Origin of the sequence: Muricomes intestini, assembly GCF_004346165.1 — a bacterium.
Classification (GTDB): Bacteria; Bacillota; Clostridia; order Lachnospirales; family Lachnospiraceae; genus Muricomes; species Muricomes intestini.
In genome coordinates this window covers 67962-85553 of sequence record NZ_SLZZ01000009.1, presented here as the reverse complement: position 1 = coordinate 85553, position 17592 = coordinate 67962, and the positions used below count along the sequence as shown (strand labels likewise).

Below are 17592 nucleotides of genomic sequence, written 5' to 3'. Positions count from 1 at the left end.
CTGCGGAGTATTTGACTCTCGCGGCAGTCGCCAAAGTCAAGCCTGCTTGACCTTGGCTCGTTGCTCGCGGAAATAAGGGGATACAATGGACAATTTTTATATTATAACAAACAAACTGAAAGATACTGATTTCTGCATCACAAATGAAATTTTAGAATACATCAGGCAAAATGGCAAAAAGGGTATTCTGTCACAGAAAGATGAGAAAGGAAATATTATACAAGGGACTGTCCCGGAGAAGGTGGACTGCGCTCTCGTTCTAGGCGGTGACGGGACTTTCATCCGTGCGGCAAGGGAGTTGGAGGGACGCAATATTCCGTTGGTGGGTATCAATCTGGGGACATTGGGTTATCTGACTGAGGTGGAACTACATGATTTCCGTAAAGCTCTGGATATTTTGTTCCATACTAAACCGGCTATTGAGGAGCGCATGATGCTGTGCGGCCAGGTGGAGGAGATACCTGCACATTCAGCGATGAATGACATTGTGATCACAAGAGAAGGATCCCTTCGTGTCATACACTTTAACATTTATGTTAATGGGGAACTACTCAGCTCATATCAAGCTGACGGTGTGATTATTTCCACGCCTACGGGGACGACGGGATATAATCTTTCCGCAGGCGGTCCCATTGTGGAGCCTACGGCCAGCATGTTCGTAATTACGCCTATTTGCCCCCATGCACTGAATACAAACAGTATCGTATTGTCGGCAGAAGACATTATTGAGGTGGAAATCTGTCCGGGACGATATGGCAAAACGGAACATGCCGTGGCCGCATTTGATGGTACAAATCCCATCTCCATGATAACCGGGAACAGAATTTTGATAAAGAGGGCAGAAGAAACGACGAAGATGATTAAGCTTTACAATGAGAGTTTTATGAGAAGATTATGTAAGAAGATGAAAGGAAAGTAGAATTATGAAGGTCAGTCGCCATGCAAAAATCATTGAATTAATCAGCCAGAATGATATTGAGACTCAGGAAGAGCTGGCGGAATATTTAAATAGAGCCGGATTCAAAGTGACGCAGGCAACAGTGTCCAGAGACATCAGGGATTTGAAGCTTACCAAGGTATCTGTCGGTGGAAGCAGACAGAAATATGTGATACTAAAAGCCAAGGAAGATGGGATGAGTGAAAAGTATATCCGTGTGCTTAAGGATGGCTATGTGTCTATGGATATGGCACAAAATATTCTTGTGATTAAGACTGTATCAGGCATGGCAATGGCAGTTGCTGCTGCGGTAGACGCTATGAAATGGAAAGAGGTAGTGGGGTGCATTGCGGGGGATGATACGATTATGTGCGCAATCCGCAGTGTAGAAGATACCACAGCTGTCATGGATAAGATTCGGAAGATTGTGGCAAAGGGGAATTAGGGAAAATATATGTTACAATATCTGCATGTAAAAAACTTAGCGTTAATTGACGAAATTGAAGTGGAATTCCAGTCAGGACTCAATATCCTGACCGGGGAGACGGGAGCCGGGAAATCTATTGTTCTGGGCTCTGTAGGTCTTGCCCTGGGCGGCAGATACAGTGCAGACATGCTGAGAAAGGGAACCGGCTTCGGCCTTGTTGAGCTGATGTTTTCAGTAGACGATGATGTGATAGAAAAGCAGCTGGAGGAACTGGATATTTTTCCTGAAGGCGGGATGCTTGTGCTTTCAAGAAAATTGATGGAGGGCCGCAGCGTCAGCAAAATTAACGGAGAGACTGTGAATATGGCCACCCTGAAGGACGTGGCCAGTATTTTGATTGATATATACGGACAGCACGAACACCAGACACTGCTGCATAAGAAAAATCATCTTGCACTGCTGGATGTGTATGCTGGTGAGAGGGTGACAGAGTTAAAAACATCTGTTGCCACTGCGTTTAAGAAATTTCAGAAATGCCGGCGTGATTTGGAAGCATCGGGTATGGACGAGGAAAGCCGTAAAAAAGAAATTTCACTTGCCGAATTTGAAGTGAGCGAAATAGAAGAAGCAAATTTACAGGATGGAGAAGATGAAAGCCTTGAGGCGCTGTACCAGCGTATGACTGAAAGCAGACGTTTTACGGAGAGCATTGCCCAAACTTACCAGTTTACAAGTGAGAGTGCATCCGGTAATGCCAGCGATGCCTTAAGCAGAGCCATCCGCGCCTTTCAGGGTGTAGAGGACTGCGACGCCGCCGGCAGTGCTTTATATCAGCAGCTTGTGGAGATTGACAGCCTTCTCAACGACTTTAACAGAGAACTCTCTGAGTATGCAAAAAGTTTCGAGTTTTCGGAGGAAGAGTATTATGAGACAGAAAATCGTCTGAATCTGTTAAATTATTTAAAGGCAAAATATGGAAATAATGTAAATGAAATCAAAGAATATTGCAGAACAAAAAGTGAAAGACTAAAGGAACTGAAAGATTATGAGAATTATACTGCAGAACTCGAAAAAAAATATGCAGACAGTGAAAAGGAATTAAAGAAATATTCAGCAGCGCTGACAAAAGCGCGGAAAGAGGCTGCGCACACCTTTGTTAAAGAGATAAGGCTGGGATTAATTGATTTAAATTTCCTGGATGTACAGTTTGAAATGAAGGTAAGTAGTATTGGTAATTATTCTGCAAATGGAGCAGATGAAGGTGAATTTTATATTTCTACAAATCCCGGCGAGCCGGTAAAGCCTTTGGGAAATATTGCGTCTGGAGGAGAACTTTCCAGGATTATGCTCGCAGTCAAGGCTGTATTGGCAGATAAGGAAGACACACCAACTCTGATTTTTGATGAAATAGATACGGGAATCAGTGGAATTACTGCCGGCAGGGTCGGGGAAAAGATGCGTGCGATAGGCAAAAACAGACAGGTTATTTGCATTACTCACCTTCCCCAGATAGCAGCTATGGCAGATGCACATTACTTGATTCAAAAAGAAGCAAAATCAAATATAACCAAAACAGAAATATTTTGCCTGGGAGAGCAGGAATCGATCAACGAACTTGCAAGATTGCTGGGCGGAGCAAAGATAACCGCCAAAATAATGGAGAGTGCGGCCGAAATGAAAGAACTGGCAAAGCGTGAAATATAATACCAGTGTGAAACAAACTATATACACACATACTAAAACAGATACCAGAACGGTATCTGCTTTTTTTTAAGAAAGGATGTGTGTGCATGAGAGAACACTGGCATAATAAAATACTTGTTTTCTTTTTTATTGTTTTTTTATCTGCTGCTGTAGGATGTTTTGGGTGGATATCCACTGCGGATTCGGCAAAACAGACGGAAGTCAGCACAGAGGCAATCAGCAGCGATACGGTTCTTGTCGGAGGTATGCCGGTGGGAATTTATATGGAAACCGATGGAGTTATGGTTCTGGACACAGAACATATTGAAGGCTTAGACGGGACGGCTTATGAGCCGGCAGCGCATCTTGTGAAATGCGGTGATTATATTACCGGATTAAATGGGAAAACAATTGAAAATAAAAAGGACTTGATGAATGCTTTAAAGAAATTAGATGAGGAAACGGTGATTCTTCAGCTTAGAAGAAACGAAGAAACTTTAGATGTAAAAATCAAACCGGTGGAGTGTAAGCCTGATGAGTACAAATTGGGAATCTGGGTGAGAGATAATATACAGGGTCTTGGAACTGTTACATTTCTGACTAAAAGCAGCAGGTTCGGAGCTTTGGGGCATGGGATACATGATATAGATACAAATACATTGCTCTCCATCGCAGACGGAACCCTTTATAAAACAAGCATACACTCTATCAAAAAGGGGGAGAATGGCATACCGGGAAGCATGGAAGGAATTATTGTGTACAATGGGTACAATAGGCTTGGCACGGTTGAAAAGAACACAGAGGAAGGAATTTATGGGAGGATAGATAAAATTGATGATTTGTTCACAGAACAGATTCCTGTTGAGACTGCATCCAAAGATGAAATAGAAATTGGGGATGCGACAATGCGTTGCTACATCGACAACGAAGTGCATGAATATAGTATAAAAGTGACAGATATCGACTATTCCGGACAAGAGGTGAATAAGGGTCTGGTGATCCAGGTGACAGACCCCGGACTCCTTGAAAAGACTGGTGGAATCATACAAGGAATGAGTGGAAGTCCAATCCTCCAGAAAGGGAAATTAATAGGCGCAGTAACCCATGTTTTTGTGCAAGATTCCACAAAAGGGTACGGAATTTTTATAGAGAACATGTTGGAAAATGTTAAGTAAGTGTCTTTGTCGAATTTACGAAACAAATTCCTCTTGCTTCTATAATGGTCGTCGGGATATAATAATCGCGTGGTGTTTTTCAGTTTAGGTCCTTGGAGGAGAGAGGGATTATGGAACATTTGAACGTGGCCATTGCTGATGATAATGAGAGGATTTTGGATTTGCTGGAAGAAATTATCAACATGGACAAAGAGCTCAAGGTGGTGGGAAAGGCAAAAAATGGTGAAGAGATGTGTCAAATTATCAAAAACCAGCAGCCAGATGTGGTTCTTCTTGATCTTATTATGCCGAAAATGGATGGGTTATCTGTTATGGAGTGTATTAATCAAGACAAAACCATGTCAAAACACCCTGATTTTATTGTCGTAACAGCGGTCGGCCAAGAAAAAATCACAGAAGACGCCTTCAATAAAGGTGCAAATTACTACATCATGAAACCTTTCAATAATGAGATGTTGGTGAATCGTATCAAAACTGTAAGAAAAGTGTTCCAAAATCACGACAAGAAAAATGAGGAATTATCCGTGCATTCATGTACCAGAGAAGAAGACCTGGAGAATCGTATTACGAATATGCTGCATGAAATCGGCATACCGGCTCACATCAAAGGATATCATTATCTGAGGGATGCAATCATGATGGCTGTTGAGGACATGGATGTGCTCAATGCGATTACGAAGGTACTTTACCCCACCGTGGCAAAGAAGTACCAGACCACATCCAGCCGTGTTGAGCGTGCCATACGTCATGCAATCGAAGTTGCATGGAACCGGGGAAAACTAGACACATTGGACGAATTATTTGGATATACAGTCAGCACAGGAAAAGGGAAGCCTACAAATTCAGAATTTATAGCCCTGATTGCAGATACGATTCAATTAGAGTACAAGCACAGATAATTCTTTCTTTTACTCAGAAAATAGGTTATAATACTTTGTGATATAAAATTTTAAAGTAAATACTGAGGGAATTGGAGGAAAGACTATGAAAAACATTTTGTTTGCAGCTTCAGAATGCGTACCGTTTATTAAGACAGGAGGTCTTGCGGATGTCGCAGGTTCGCTGCCTAAATACTTTAACAAAAAAAAGTTTGACGTACGTGTTGTGCTTCCGAAATATTCCTGTATGATTCCGAAATGGGAAGATAAAATGGAAAATGTAGACCATTTCTATATGGACATTGCAGATCAGAATCAGTATGTGGGAATTCTGAAATGTGTACATGAGAATGTTACATTCTATTTTATTGACAATGAGTACTATTTCAGCGGTGCTGCTCCATATGATGGAGATCCAAGGTGGAATATTGAAAAGTTTGCTTTTTTTTCAAAAGCGGTCTTAAGTATTCTTCCGGTCATCGGATTTCGTCCTGATTTAATACACTGTCATGACTGGCAGACCGGGCTGATACCGGTTTATATTGATAATTTCCGTTACCTGGGAGAGTATTACCGGGGAATTAAAACAATTATGACAATACATAATCTGAAGTTCCAGGGAGTGTGGGACACAAAAACTGTCCGTCAGATTACAGAACTGCCAGAGTATTATTTTGTACCGGACAAAATGGAGGCATACAAGGATGCCAATCTTCTGAAGGGCGGGATTGTATATGCAGACAAGGTAACGACAGTAAGCCAAACTTATGCCGAGGAGATTAAGACACCTTTCTACGGGGAAGGGCTTGACGGTCTGATGAGGGCCAGGTCCAATGATTTATGCGGTATTATAAATGGGCTTGATTACGAAGAATACAGTCCGTTTTCAGACACCAGAATTAGCAAAAAGTTTACGACAGATACCTTCCGGAGGAATAAACCAGCCAACAAGCTGGCGCTGCAGGATGAACTGGGGCTGGAGAAGAACTCCAGAACTATGCTTATCGGAATGGTATCCAGGCTGACAGACCAAAAAGGGTTTGACCTGATAGATTATGTAATGGATGAGCTGTGTCAAGATGCGGTACAGATGGTTGTATTAGGCACAGGTGAAACAAGATACGAGAATATGCTCCGGCACTTTGCTTGGAAATATGCAGGAAAAGTATCTGCGAATATCTTTTATTCGGAAGATTTATCCCATCGGATTTATGCATCCTGTGATGCATTTTTGATGCCGTCGCTGTTTGAACCATGTGGTTTAAGTCAGCTCATAAGTCTTCGCTATGGTACGGTTCCGATTGTGAGAGAGACTGGAGGATTAAAGGATACAGTAAAGCCATATAACGAATTTGCTAAAACCGGTACAGGTTTTAGCTTTGCCAATTACAATGCACACGAAATGCTGAATACAATTCGTTATGCAGAACGTATTTACTACGACAAGAAACGTGATTGGAATAAAATTGTAGAGCGCGCTATAAGCCAGGATTTTTCCTGGAAGAATTCTGCCAGACAGTATCAGGAATTATACAGGAACCTGATTGAAGAATAAGAAAAATAGCTTTTTAAAAAAGGGCTTAAGATAAAGACAGGGGAATAGATTACATGAAGATTATAGACAAACTGAAGGAAGACCGGATACACATATCCTTTGAGGTTTTTCCGCCGAAAACGAATGCAGGATTTGATAAGGTGTTACGGGCAACGAACAGGATTGCTGAATTGAAACCGGACTTTATCAGTGTCACTTATGGGGCAGGAGGCGGCACCAGTAAGAATACCGCAGAAATTGCAAGACATATCAAAGAGGATCTGGGTGTAGAAAGTCTGGCACATCTCACCTGTGCCTCCTCCACAAAGGACGAAGTAATAAATGTTATAAAGAATCTCAAAGAATTGGGAATAGAAAACATACTGGCACTGAGAGGAGACATTCCGGAAAATTTATCTTTTCCCTCAGAGGATCGTTTCCGTCATGCCAGCGAGCTGGTGACAGAGATACATAAAAATGGTGATTTTTGTGTCGGTGCAGCCTGTTATCCGGAAGGACACCCGGAGAGTCAATGTAGTAAAGAGGACATCAGATTTCTGAAAGAAAAGGTGGACAGGGGAGTTGATTTTCTGACCACCCAGATGTTTTTTGAAAATGATATCCACTATAATTTTTTGTACCGTATCCGGGAGGCGGGTATCACAGTACCTGTTTTGCCCGGCATTATGCCTATCACGAGTGCAGCGCAGATAAAACGAAGCGTTGAACTCTCAGGTACTGTATTCCCCAGGCGTTTTTTGGCGATTGCAGACCGGTTCGGAGATTGCCCGGAGGCTATGCAGCAGGCCGGAATCGCATATGCTGTTGACCAGATTATTGATTTGCTTGCCAATGGAGTGAGAAATATCCATATATATTCGATGAACAAACCGGAAGTGGCGGAAACAATTATGTCTCAATTATCAGAAATTGTAAAATGCTAGGAGCTGCAACAAATGGATACGATGACGAAAGAAGCCATCCGTTATCTGGGATATGGAAAACATGCGGTAGACGATCATACCCTTGCACTGATTTCAGATTCTTTTTTGAATCTGGGGACGGCTGCAGGCCGGAAATTCATCTACCGCATCTTTGATTTAAAACAGATGGCGGATGACAAGATTCTAATTGAAACTGCGGAGATATACAGCAAAAATTTGAGGAAGAACCTTAAAGGCTGTAATAAAATCGTGCTGTTTGGAGCAACCTTGGGAATAGGAGTGGACAGACTCATCCGAAGGGCTTCTTTGACCGATATGGCTAAGGCAGTGGTACTGCAGGCATGTGCGGCTGCTATGCTGGAAGAATATTGTGACGAATGTCAGGACAATATCGGCAGGGAGCTAAAACCCCAGGGTCTTTATCTTAGACCACGTTTCAGCCCCGGGTATGGAGATTTTGACATACAGTATCAGGCTGTGCTCATGCAGATGCTGGACTGTGCAAAGAAGATTGGGCTGACCATGACAGATAGTTTTATGATGTCTCCGACAAAGTCTGTCACGGCTGTTATAGGAGCCAGTGCCACAAAAGAAAAATGCCACATCAAAGGCTGTGAGTCTTGCAGTAAAGAAGATTGTGCGTATAGAAGGGATACAATATGATTTTAGACAGATTAGGAAAAGAGCTGCTGTTTTTCGACGGTGGCATGGGAACCTTACTTCAGGCGGAGGGTTTAAAGCCTGGAGAGCTTCCTGAAACATGGAATATAATGCATGCCGATGTTATCACAGACATCCACAGGCAATATATCGAATCCGGCAGTGATATTGTGCTGACAAATACATTTGGAGCTAATGCACTGAAATTTCATGATGAAACCTGTTCACTTCAGGAAATTGTGCGCACGGCAGTGATACACGCCAAGACAGCAGCCGCCCTGGCAGAGACAGGCGGACGAGAAATTTACACTGCACTGGATGTGGGGCCTACCGGAAAACTGTTAAGACCCATGGGGGATCTGGATTTTGAAGATGCCTACGAAGCTTTTGGTGAGGTAATGCGCTGTGGAGCTGAGGCGGGAGCAGATTTGATTCACATTGAGACCATGAGTGACACCTATGAATTGAAGGCTGCTGTACTGGCGGCGAAAGAAAACACCAGTCTTCCGGTGTTTGTAACGACTATTTTTGACGAGAGGGGCAAGCTTCTCACTGGAGCAGACGTTCCTGCAGTTGTGGCGCTGTTGGAAGGACTGCGGGTGGATGCACTTGGTATCAACTGTGGTCTGGGGCCGGTACAGATGCTTCCTGTTTTTGAACAGATCCTTCAGTACACTTCACTGCCTATTATTGTCAAGCCTAACGCAGGACTGCCCAAACAGGTAAGAGGAGAGACTTATTACGATGTTCTTCCCAGGGAGTTTGCGGCCACTATGCGAGAAATTGTAAGTCAGGGCGCTGCCATTGTGGGCGGGTGCTGCGGTACTACACCTGAGCATATCAGAGAAATGACAGAAATCTGCCGGGGAATGCCGCTGAAGCCAATCACAGAAAAAAATATCACAATGGTTTCCTCCTATGGACAATCTGTATGTTTCGGACAGGGTTCTAAAATCATAGGCGAACGAATCAACCCCACAGGGAAAAAGAGATTTAAGCAGGCATTGAAGGAACATGACATAGATTATATTCTCAAGGAAGGAATCACCCAGCAGGATCTGGGGGCACATATCCTGGATGTGAATGTGGGACTGCCGGATATAGACGAGACCGCAGTGATGGTAGAGGTAGTGGAAGAACTACAGAGCGTAACCAACCTGCCGCTTCAGATTGATACGGTGGATGCAAAGGCTATGGAAGCGGCACTGCGGATTTATAACGGGAAGCCCATGGTGAATTCTGTCAGCGGCAAGCAGGAATCTATGGACGTTGTATTTCCTTTGATGCAAAAATATGGCGGTGTTGTCATAGGACTTACTCTGGATGAGACAGGAATCCCCAAAACAGCAGAAGAGAGAGTAGCAGTTGCCCGAAAGATTATCAAGGAAGCAAAGAAATATGGAATACAAAAAAAGGATATTGTAATTGATGTGCTTGCTATGACAATCAGTTCAGAACCTGAAGGGGCAAAGGTGACGCTGGAGGCTCTGAAGAAGGTCAGGGAAGAGCTGGGTGTGCACACGGTTCTGGGAGTGTCTAATATTTCGTTTGGACTGCCCAGCCGTCCTGTCATTAATTCCAATTTTTATACTATGGCAATGTTAAACGGTTTGAGTGCAGGAATCATCAATCCCTTCTCTGAAGAAATGATGAAGTCCTTTTATGCATATCATGCGCTCATGAATCTGGATAGTAATTGTGAGAAATATATTTCCAGATATGCAGGTATAAGCAGTGCTGTACAGGATGCTTCTTCCGGCGCTTCCAAAATGTCACTCAAAACGGCAATTGAGAAAGGCCTGAAGGAAGAAGCCTATCACATTACCAGTGACATGGTTAAAAAACAGGCGCCTCTTGATATCATCAATGAACACCTGATTCCTGCGCTGGATTATGTGGGAAAAGGATTTGAGCAGGGCACAGTCTTTCTGCCCCAGCTTTTAGTGAGCGCAGAGACGGCGAAAGCAGCATTTGCCATTTTGAAGGATTCTCTCGCCAAAAGCGGTGAGCAGGGTGAAAAGAAGGATAAAGTCATACTGGCCACCGTAAAGGGGGATATCCATGATATCGGTAAAAATATCGTAAAGGTATTGTTGGAAAACTACGGCTTCGATGTTATAGATATGGGGAAAGATGTGGCACCAGAAAGAATCACTGAGAAAGCAAAAGAAGAGAATGTACAGCTTGTGGGCCTAAGTGCACTCATGACAACTACTGTGGTCAGTATGGAGGAAACGATACGTCAGCTGAGAAAAAGTGTGCCCGGCTGCCAAGTGATGGTAGGCGGTGCGGTACTGAACCAGGAATATGCCGATATGATAGGAGCAGATTTTTATGGAAAAGATGCCATGCAGTCCGTATATTACGCGCAGCGTGTTTTTAAAGGGGACAAGAAGGAGAAAATGAGGTTGAGCTTAAAATAAAAGTAACTATTTGAAAAACTTTTACAGCTATGGTATGATAGCTTAGCAAAATTTTGAACACGCATAAGGCAGAGTTCCCTGCCTCAGATAAAGAAACCGGAGGATGAAATTATGCAGTCATATGGAGTAAACCAATTAAGAAAGATGTTCTTGGAGTTTTTTGAAAGTAAAGGGCATCTGGCAATGAAGAGCTTTTCTTTAGTGCCACATAACGATAATAGCCTTCTGCTCATTAATTCAGGAATGGCACCGCTGAAACCATATTTTACAGGACAGGAGATTCCGCCGAGGAAAAGGGTGACGACATGTCAGAAATGTATCCGTACAGGTGATATTGAGAATGTTGGAAAGACCGCCCGTCACGGTACCTTTTTTGAAATGCTTGGAAATTTTTCTTTTGGAGATTATTTCAAGAATGAGGCGATCGAGTGGTCTTGGGAGTTTCTAACAGAGGTAGTAGGCCTTGACCCGGACAGATTATATCCATCCGTATATGTGGAGGATGATGAGGCCTTTGAAATCTGGAATAAAAAGATAGGAATTTCCCCCGAGCGCATTTTTAAGTTCGGAAAGGAAGATAATTTTTGGGAGCATGGTTCCGGTCCATGCGGCCCCTGCTCTGAAATTTATTACGATAGAGGAGAAAAGTACGGGTGTGGCAAACCGGATTGCAAAGTAGGCTGCGACTGTGACCGTTATATGGAAATATGGAACAATGTATTTACCCAGTTTGAAAATGATGGTGAAGGGCACTATTCAGAACTGGAGCAGAAGAACATTGATACGGGAATGGGACTGGAAAGACTGGCTTCTGTGGTGCAGGATGTGGATTCGATTTTTGATGTGGATACCCTCAAAGAACTCCGCACCCATGTTTGCAGGCTTGCCAATGTGGAGTATGCAAAAGATTATCAGATGGATGTCTCAATCCGTGTAATTACGGATCATGTCCGCTCCGTAACATTTATGATATCCGACGGAATCATGCCTTCCAATGAAGGAAGGGGATATGTATTGCGGCGTCTGCTCAGGAGGGCATGCAGGCACGGACGGCTCCTGAACATAGAAGGAAACTTTATGGAAACACTGGCGGAAACTGTAATTGAAGGTTCTAAAGACGGCTACCCAGAGCTGGAAGAAAAGAGAGACTTTATTCTGAAAGTAATTGTAAAGGAAGAAGAGCAGTTTAATAAGACCATCGACCAGGGGTTGGGAATTTTATCTGAGATGATTGCTGGTATGAACACAGCGCAGAAAAAAACTCTTCCCGGTGAAGATGCCTTCAAACTGTATGACACTTACGGGTTTCCCATTGATCTGACAAAGGAGATACTGGAAGAGAAGGGGATGGATGTGGACGAAGAGGGATTTCGGGCTGCAATGGAAGTGCAAAGAAAGACTGCAAGGGCTGCCAGAGGCGTGACAAACTATATGGGAGCAGATGTGACTATATATGAGTCTATAGATCCAAGTGTCACAAGTACCTTTGTGGGCTATGATCATTTGAGCTATGAATCAGAAATTTTGGTGCTGACTTCTGAGACGAAAATTGTGGATGCACTCTCAGAAGGAGAAAGAGGGACTGTTTTTGTGGAGAGTACTCCGTTTTATGCCACCAGTGGGGGACAGACGGCCGATACAGGCATTATAAGCACTTCTGAAGGGGTATTCAAAGTAGAGGATACAATTAAGCTTCTGGGCGGTAAAATAGGCCATGTGGGGCAAGTCGTCAGCGGAATGCTTCGTGCGGGACAAAAAGCTGAATTATCCGTAAATGCGGGGAAACGGGCTTTATCTGCAAGAAATCACAGTGCCACTCATCTTCTCCAAAAGGCATTAAGGATGGTACTTGGCACTCATGTTGAGCAGGCAGGCTCCAGTGTGAATGAGGAACGGCTGCGTTTTGATTTTACTCATTTTTCCGCAATGAGCCGGGAAGAACTGAAGAAAGTAGAGGATATCGTTAATGAGAACATTGCAGCATCTCTTCCCGTAGAAGTTCAGAACATGCCTATAGAAGAGGCAAAGAAAACCGGAGCGCAGGCACTTTTCGGAGAAAAGTACGGTGATATTGTACGGGTAGTAAATATGGGAGGGTTCTCCATCGAATTCTGCGGCGGCACACATGTAAAAAATACCAGTGAAATCATGGCATTTAAGATTATCTCCGAGAGCGGTGTGGCTGCAGGGGTACGTCGTATTGAGGCACTGACTTCAAAAGGTCTGTTAGATTACTATAGCAGCCTGGAAGAAAAATTGAATGAGGCGGCGAGAGCAATGAAGGCAGCACCTGACAATCTTGTGGAAAAAATCTCTCATCTGCAGTCGGAGAACAAAGCTCTGCACGCGGAGGCAGAAAGCTTAAAGAGCCGCCTTGCACAGGATGCAATGGGAGATGTCATGAATCAGGTACAGGAAGTGGCAGGACTCAAGCTTTTGGCTATAGAAGTGGACAGTGTAGATATGTCAGGCTTACGCGAACTTGGAGACCAGCTAAAGGACAAACTGGGAGAAGGGGTTGTTGTTCTTGCATCTGACAATGAAGGAAAAGTAAATCTTATGGCAACTGCGACAGAAGATGCCATAAAACAAGGCGCTCATGCGGGAAACTTGATTAAAGCAATCGCCGGTCTGATAGGCGGCGGCGGTGGCGGCCGTCCGAATATGGCACAGGCAGGAGGCAAAAATCCAACGGGAATCAAAGAAGCTCTTGTAAAAACAGCAGAGGTCCTTAAGGGACAACTTTCTTAGTTTTTTTGTTGTAAACAGTTGACGTTTATCAAAAATATGATATAATCTTTTGTAGTGCAATAAATATACCCGAACAGTCGTATGATGCACAATACAGGGCTGGAGGGGAGGTTAGGTGTGAGACTATGTCAAATGTAATCGTTAAAGAAAACGAGACGTTAGATAGCGCTTTACGCAGATTCAAAAGAAACTGTGCAAAGGCTGGTATTCAGCAGGAAATTCGTAAAAGAGAGCATTATGAAAAGCCAAGCGTAAGACGTAAGAAGAAATCTGAAGCTGCTAGAAAACGCAAATATAATTAATATGTGCAGATGAATAGAGTGTTGAAAGACACTCTATTTATTACATTTTAGGAGGAAAAAGGGATGTCATATGTAGACGAGGTAATCGAGTTAGTAGTGAAAAAGAATCCTGCAGAACCGGAATTCCATCAGGCAGTGAAGGAAGTACTGGAGTCTCTTCGGCTCGTAGTAGAGGCAAATGAAGAACAGTTCCGCAGAGACGCTCTTCTGGAAAGGCTGACTGAACCGGAAAGACAATTGAAGTTCCGTGTGCCGTGGGTAGATGATAACGGCCAGGCTCATGTAAACACAGGCTACCGTGTTCAGTTCAACAGTGCAATTGGACCATACAAAGGAGGGCTTCGTCTGCATCCATCCGTAAACCTTGGCATTATTAAGTTCCTGGGATTCGAGCAGATTTTTAAAAACTCTCTGACAGGCCTTCCTATCGGCGGAGGAAAGGGCGGCTCTGATTTTGACCCCAAAGGGAAATCTGACAGAGAGATTATGGCATTTTGTCAGAGCTTTATGACGGAGCTGAGCAGGTACATCGGAGCAGACACAGACGTGCCGGCCGGTGATATTGGAACAGGTGCAAGAGAAATCGGGTATCTGTACGGGCAGTACAAGCGTATCCGCGGATTATCAGAGGGTGTTCTTACAGGAAAAGGGTTAAGCTACGGAGGATCTCTGGCGCGCACGGAGGCTACCGGATATGGGCTGCTCTATCTGACACAGGAAATGCTAAAGCTCAATGGAATCGAATTGGAAGGTAAGACAATTGCAGTTTCCGGCTCCGGCAATGTTGCAATCTATGCAACAGAGAAGGCACAGCAGCTAGGTGCCAAAGTAGTGACCGTCAGTGATTCAAACGGCTGGGTATACGATCTGGATGGCATTGACGTAACTGCACTTAAGGAAATCAAAGAAGTAAAACGGGCAAGACTGACAGAATACAAGAATTACCGTCCAAATTCAAAGTATCATGAGGGAAAAGGAGTGTGGTCGGTAAAAGTTGACATTGCACTTCCGTGCGCAACGCAAAACGAACTGCTTTTGGATGATGCGAAGATATTGGCAGAAAATGGATGTATTGCAGTGGCAGAGGGCGCAAATATGCCAACGACGCTAGAAGCAACCGAATATCTTCAGGCAAATGGAGTACTGTTTGCTCCTGGGAAAGCAGCCAACGCCGGGGGCGTAGCCACATCTGCTCTTGAAATGTCTCAGAACAGTGAAAGACTTAGCTGGACCTTCGGGGAGGTTGACAGCCGCCTCAAGAGGATCATGGTATCTATCTGTCATAATATGGTGGATGCAGCCGAAAGATACGATGCAAAGGGAAACTATGTAGTAGGTGCGAACATCGCAGGCTTTGAGAAGGTCGTGGACGCCATGATGGCTCAGGGAATTGTGTAAAATACTGTAGGTTTTGACGTTTTGCAAACACCTAAATATTCACATAGGCAGAAAAGAGCATAGGTACAGAAAAAGAGACAGCTTTCTCGACGAGGAGACTGCCCCTTTTTCTGTACTTGTGTTATTTATCTGAAACAAAGACAAATTTTACCTGTCCATCCATATTATTGGAAATGCCGGAGAAGTTCTTGTATTTTCTTGAGGCATCGAGCATTGTGCTTAGTTTATCCAGCAGGCCATCGATATCGCCGTTAAATACGCTTACAAGTTTCTGAATCCCTTTTTCATTGAATTGAATCATGCCGTCATTCAGAGTTGCGGCACCATCATCCAGTTTTTTTACGCCATCAACCAGGGCAGCGGATCCTACCTGAAGACTCTGGATTCCATTGGAGAGGGCACCGGCGCCGTTATCAAGTGCGAGAGCTCCCGAGGACAGCTGGGAGGCGCCGGCTGTTACACTTTTTGCACCAGCATCTGCAGCCTGCATGTTTTCGTCAAGAGAAGCTGCGCCGCTGTTGAGTTTAGAAGCGCCTGCGGATAATTGTACCAAACCATTTGCAAGGCCGTTTTCACCAGCGATTCCTTCTTTCAGGGCAGTTGTTCCCTGTTGCAATTCGTTCAACTTATGGCTGACCTGGGGAAGTCCTTTATCGTTGTCGGTAATCAGCGTATTAATTTTGGCTACGCCATCCGCAGCCTGTGTAACACCGGCACTAATGGCAGATGCGTTTGGTGCAAGACTGTCAGCCATTCCCTTCAGCATGGTTGCATCGGTAATAATTGTTGTCAGATTGTCGGCAGCCATATTTGAAGCGTTGCTGATTGTATCAGACTGTGCATGGATCTGACTGTCAAGCTCAGAAGCTTTTGCATTTCGGATTTCCTGACCAGAGTTTAGGGCATCCATTGCGCTCCGGATAGTAGCAGCAGTTGCTGGATCAGATTCATCCAGGCCGGCGGCAACATCGTTCAATCTGGCGATGGCGCTGTCAGTCTTGCCGTCATCTGTTACGGCATCACTGGCAGAAGTGGTGATTGAAGAGTTTCCAATTTGTCCCTGGAGAGCATTGGCAGCTTCGAGTGTTTCCTGAGCCAGTACAGACATGTTTTTCCCTCCGGTTTGCGGGGTCCCGTTATTCAGAACGCTGCTTAACGCAGCAGCACCGTCCTTTAAACTTGACTGCTGTCCGTCCTGCACTGTGTTTAAACCATTATTTAACTGTTGTATTCCCCCTGCAAGCTGGGTAAGCGTTGATGTAAGTTCAGGCTTCATGGCATCTACACTGTCACTTAGTGTTATAACACCTGCTTTCAGATCACCGGAGGCAATCGCAGAAGCCCTGGCCAGATTTATATTCAAGTCGGAAACGCCGTTTTTTAAGGTCCCGGTTCCACTTGAAAGTTTGCTGGTTCCGTCTGAAAGTGTCTGGCTTCCAAGAGCCAGCTCACTGCTCCCTGAGACAAGAGTTTGCGCGCCACTCTTTAGAGTAATGCCGCCTTCTGCAAGCTGCCCGATGCCCTTTGTCAAAGCCCCGGAAGAGGAAAGCAGCGTATCGAGCCCGGTCCTTAGTTCACCGGAACCATCCACAAGCTGATCTGCCGCTGACTGCAGACTGTTCATGGAATCTAGCAAATCAGATAAGCTGTCGAACTGATCAGTCTCCAGGTTGTTGAAAATCTGGTTTGTGGCGATAGTAATGCCATCTGCAGGCTGATAATCTGCAACATCTGCTTCGACCTCAAAATAGTCAGGGACATCCAGATCAGATACGCCCAGATTTGCTTTGAGTCCCGGGAGCCCCATGCCGATTGCAATATCACGGTCACCATCGGATACAAGCTTCCCGTTTGAGGTGGTAACATTTGTAAATATATTACTGTCCAGAACCAATCCGGTCACCATCAAAAAGGGGGTATATTTTTCTACTGTTGATTTGGTGTTGTTTTCGTATTGATAATGAATGACCAGGTGCCCGCTTTTTCCTTCGAGATCCTCCGGGTTGACAGTTTTCCCATTCAGAGCGTAAGTAACATTTATTTCAACCGGAAGAGTTTGTGTGATTGTTCCCTGATAGCAGATGCTTTTGTTGTCCCCTGTCCATGCCAATTTTTGGCCATTCTGAGAAAAGGTTTCATCGCCCTTTACATTTTCAATATCTTTTAAAGAAGAAACATCTTCGATGGTGTTTGTATCTGTAATATTTTTTAGCTGATCTGATACGGTAATGGACGTGACAGATCCAGTGCCGTCAATTTTGGCATAAACAGTTTCATCTTTGTAAGGTTTCGCATCAGACGAAGCCTGGTATGATGTCTTAGATGTATTTGTATCAGAAGCACTTTCTGTTTTAGCGGCACTTTCTTTTGCATAAACTGCAGGTGAGATTCCTAAGGCACTGGCAGTCAGGGTCAAAGTAAGTGCCAGGGCGACTAAAGTTCTATATTCTCTGTTTTTCATTTTCAACTACCTCCTAATT

General features: G+C 44.2%; 13 protein-coding genes. 12 read left to right on the top strand and 1 reads right to left on the bottom strand.

The annotated features are described in order from the left end of the window. Positions 1–85: 85 nt before the first annotated feature. The 12 genes from EDD59_RS08020 (at position 86) to gdhA (ending at position 15112) form a co-directional block, all read left to right on the top strand. Complete coding sequence (locus EDD59_RS08020) at positions 86–919, top strand: NAD(+)/NADH kinase (protein WP_132380765.1); 834 nt, start codon at positions 86–88, stop codon at positions 917–919. 4 nt (positions 920–923) lie between these two features. Further along, on the top strand, positions 924–1382 hold the full coding sequence (gene argR, locus EDD59_RS08015; protein WP_132380763.1) for an arginine repressor: 459 nt from the start codon (positions 924–926) through the stop codon (positions 1380–1382). Between the two features lie 9 nt (positions 1383–1391). Continuing rightward, positions 1392–3068, top strand: a complete 1677-nt coding sequence (gene recN, locus EDD59_RS08010; protein WP_132380761.1) for a DNA repair protein RecN — start codon at positions 1392–1394, stop codon at positions 3066–3068. A gap of 86 nt (positions 3069–3154) precedes the next feature. Further along, positions 3155–4222, top strand: coding sequence for a SpoIVB peptidase (gene spoIVB / locus EDD59_RS08005; protein WP_132380759.1), 1068 nt, complete (start codon positions 3155–3157; stop codon positions 4220–4222). Positions 4223–4332: 110 nt separating this feature from the next. Then, positions 4333–5121 carry a sporulation transcription factor Spo0A gene (gene spo0A, locus EDD59_RS08000; RefSeq protein WP_132380757.1) on the top strand — a complete coding sequence of 263 codons (789 nt, stop codon included), beginning with the start codon at positions 4333–4335 and terminating at the stop codon, positions 5119–5121. Positions 5122–5206: 85 nt separating this feature from the next. Further along, a complete protein-coding gene (glgA, locus tag EDD59_RS07995) occupies positions 5207–6655 on the top strand; it encodes a glycogen synthase GlgA (protein WP_132380755.1) in 1449 nt (482 codons plus the stop codon). Between the two features lie 53 nt (positions 6656–6708). Beyond that, positions 6709–7578, top strand: a complete 870-nt coding sequence (gene metF / locus EDD59_RS07990; RefSeq protein WP_132380753.1) for a methylenetetrahydrofolate reductase [NAD(P)H] — start codon at positions 6709–6711, stop codon at positions 7576–7578. Positions 7579–7590: 12 nt separating this feature from the next. Then, complete coding sequence (locus EDD59_RS07985) at positions 7591–8241, top strand: vitamin B12 dependent-methionine synthase activation domain-containing protein (protein WP_132380751.1); 651 nt, start codon at positions 7591–7593, stop codon at positions 8239–8241. After that, entirely contained in the window at positions 8238–10661 is a 2424-nt protein-coding gene (locus EDD59_RS07980; protein ID WP_132380749.1) for a homocysteine S-methyltransferase family protein, read from the top strand. Before EDD59_RS07985 ends, EDD59_RS07980 begins: the two co-directional genes overlap by 4 nt. A gap of 111 nt (positions 10662–10772) precedes the next feature. Continuing rightward, positions 10773–13412: an alanine--tRNA ligase gene (gene alaS / locus EDD59_RS07975; protein WP_132380747.1), complete on the top strand. Its 2640-nt coding sequence runs from the start codon at positions 10773–10775 to the stop codon at positions 13410–13412. A gap of 125 nt (positions 13413–13537) precedes the next feature. Continuing rightward, positions 13538–13714 carry a 30S ribosomal protein S21 gene (gene rpsU / locus EDD59_RS07970; RefSeq protein ID WP_004054229.1) on the top strand — a complete coding sequence of 59 codons (177 nt, stop codon included), beginning with the start codon at positions 13538–13540 and terminating at the stop codon, positions 13712–13714. Between the two features lie 63 nt (positions 13715–13777). After that, entirely contained in the window at positions 13778–15112 is a 1335-nt protein-coding gene (gene gdhA, locus EDD59_RS07965; RefSeq protein ID WP_132380745.1) for an NADP-specific glutamate dehydrogenase, read from the top strand. 121 nt (positions 15113–15233) lie between these two features. Here the strand turns inward: gdhA and EDD59_RS07960 are convergent, their stop codons facing one another. Continuing rightward, positions 15234–17573, bottom strand: coding sequence for a hypothetical protein (locus tag EDD59_RS07960; protein ID WP_132380743.1), 2340 nt, complete (start codon positions 17571–17573; stop codon positions 15234–15236). Positions 17574–17592: the final 19 nt, after the last annotated feature.

What these genes read in the sequence shown, in the direction of transcription:
- EDD59_RS08020 (WP_132380765.1), top strand. Translation starts at nt 86, where the DNA reads ATGGACAATTTTTATATTATAACAAACAAACTGAAAGATACTGATTTC.
- argR (WP_132380763.1), top strand. Translation starts at nt 924, where the DNA reads ATGAAGGTCAGTCGCCATGCAAAAATCATTGAATTAATCAGCCAGAAT.
- recN (WP_132380761.1), top strand. Translation starts at nt 1,392, where the DNA reads ATGTTACAATATCTGCATGTAAAAAACTTAGCGTTAATTGACGAAATT.
- spoIVB (WP_132380759.1), top strand. Translation starts at nt 3,155, where the DNA reads ATGAGAGAACACTGGCATAATAAAATACTTGTTTTCTTTTTTATTGTT.
- spo0A (WP_132380757.1), top strand. Translation starts at nt 4,333, where the DNA reads ATGGAACATTTGAACGTGGCCATTGCTGATGATAATGAGAGGATTTTG.
- glgA (WP_132380755.1), top strand. Translation starts at nt 5,207, where the DNA reads ATGAAAAACATTTTGTTTGCAGCTTCAGAATGCGTACCGTTTATTAAG.
- metF (WP_132380753.1), top strand. Translation starts at nt 6,709, where the DNA reads ATGAAGATTATAGACAAACTGAAGGAAGACCGGATACACATATCCTTT.
- EDD59_RS07985 (WP_132380751.1), top strand. Translation starts at nt 7,591, where the DNA reads ATGGATACGATGACGAAAGAAGCCATCCGTTATCTGGGATATGGAAAA.
- EDD59_RS07980 (WP_132380749.1), top strand. Translation starts at nt 8,238, where the DNA reads ATGATTTTAGACAGATTAGGAAAAGAGCTGCTGTTTTTCGACGGTGGC.
- alaS (WP_132380747.1), top strand. Translation starts at nt 10,773, where the DNA reads ATGCAGTCATATGGAGTAAACCAATTAAGAAAGATGTTCTTGGAGTTT.
- rpsU (WP_004054229.1), top strand. Translation starts at nt 13,538, where the DNA reads ATGTCAAATGTAATCGTTAAAGAAAACGAGACGTTAGATAGCGCTTTA.
- gdhA (WP_132380745.1), top strand. Translation starts at nt 13,778, where the DNA reads ATGTCATATGTAGACGAGGTAATCGAGTTAGTAGTGAAAAAGAATCCT.
- EDD59_RS07960 (WP_132380743.1), bottom strand. Translation starts at nt 17,573, where the DNA reads ATGAAAAACAGAGAATATAGAACTTTAGTCGCCCTGGCACTTACTTTG.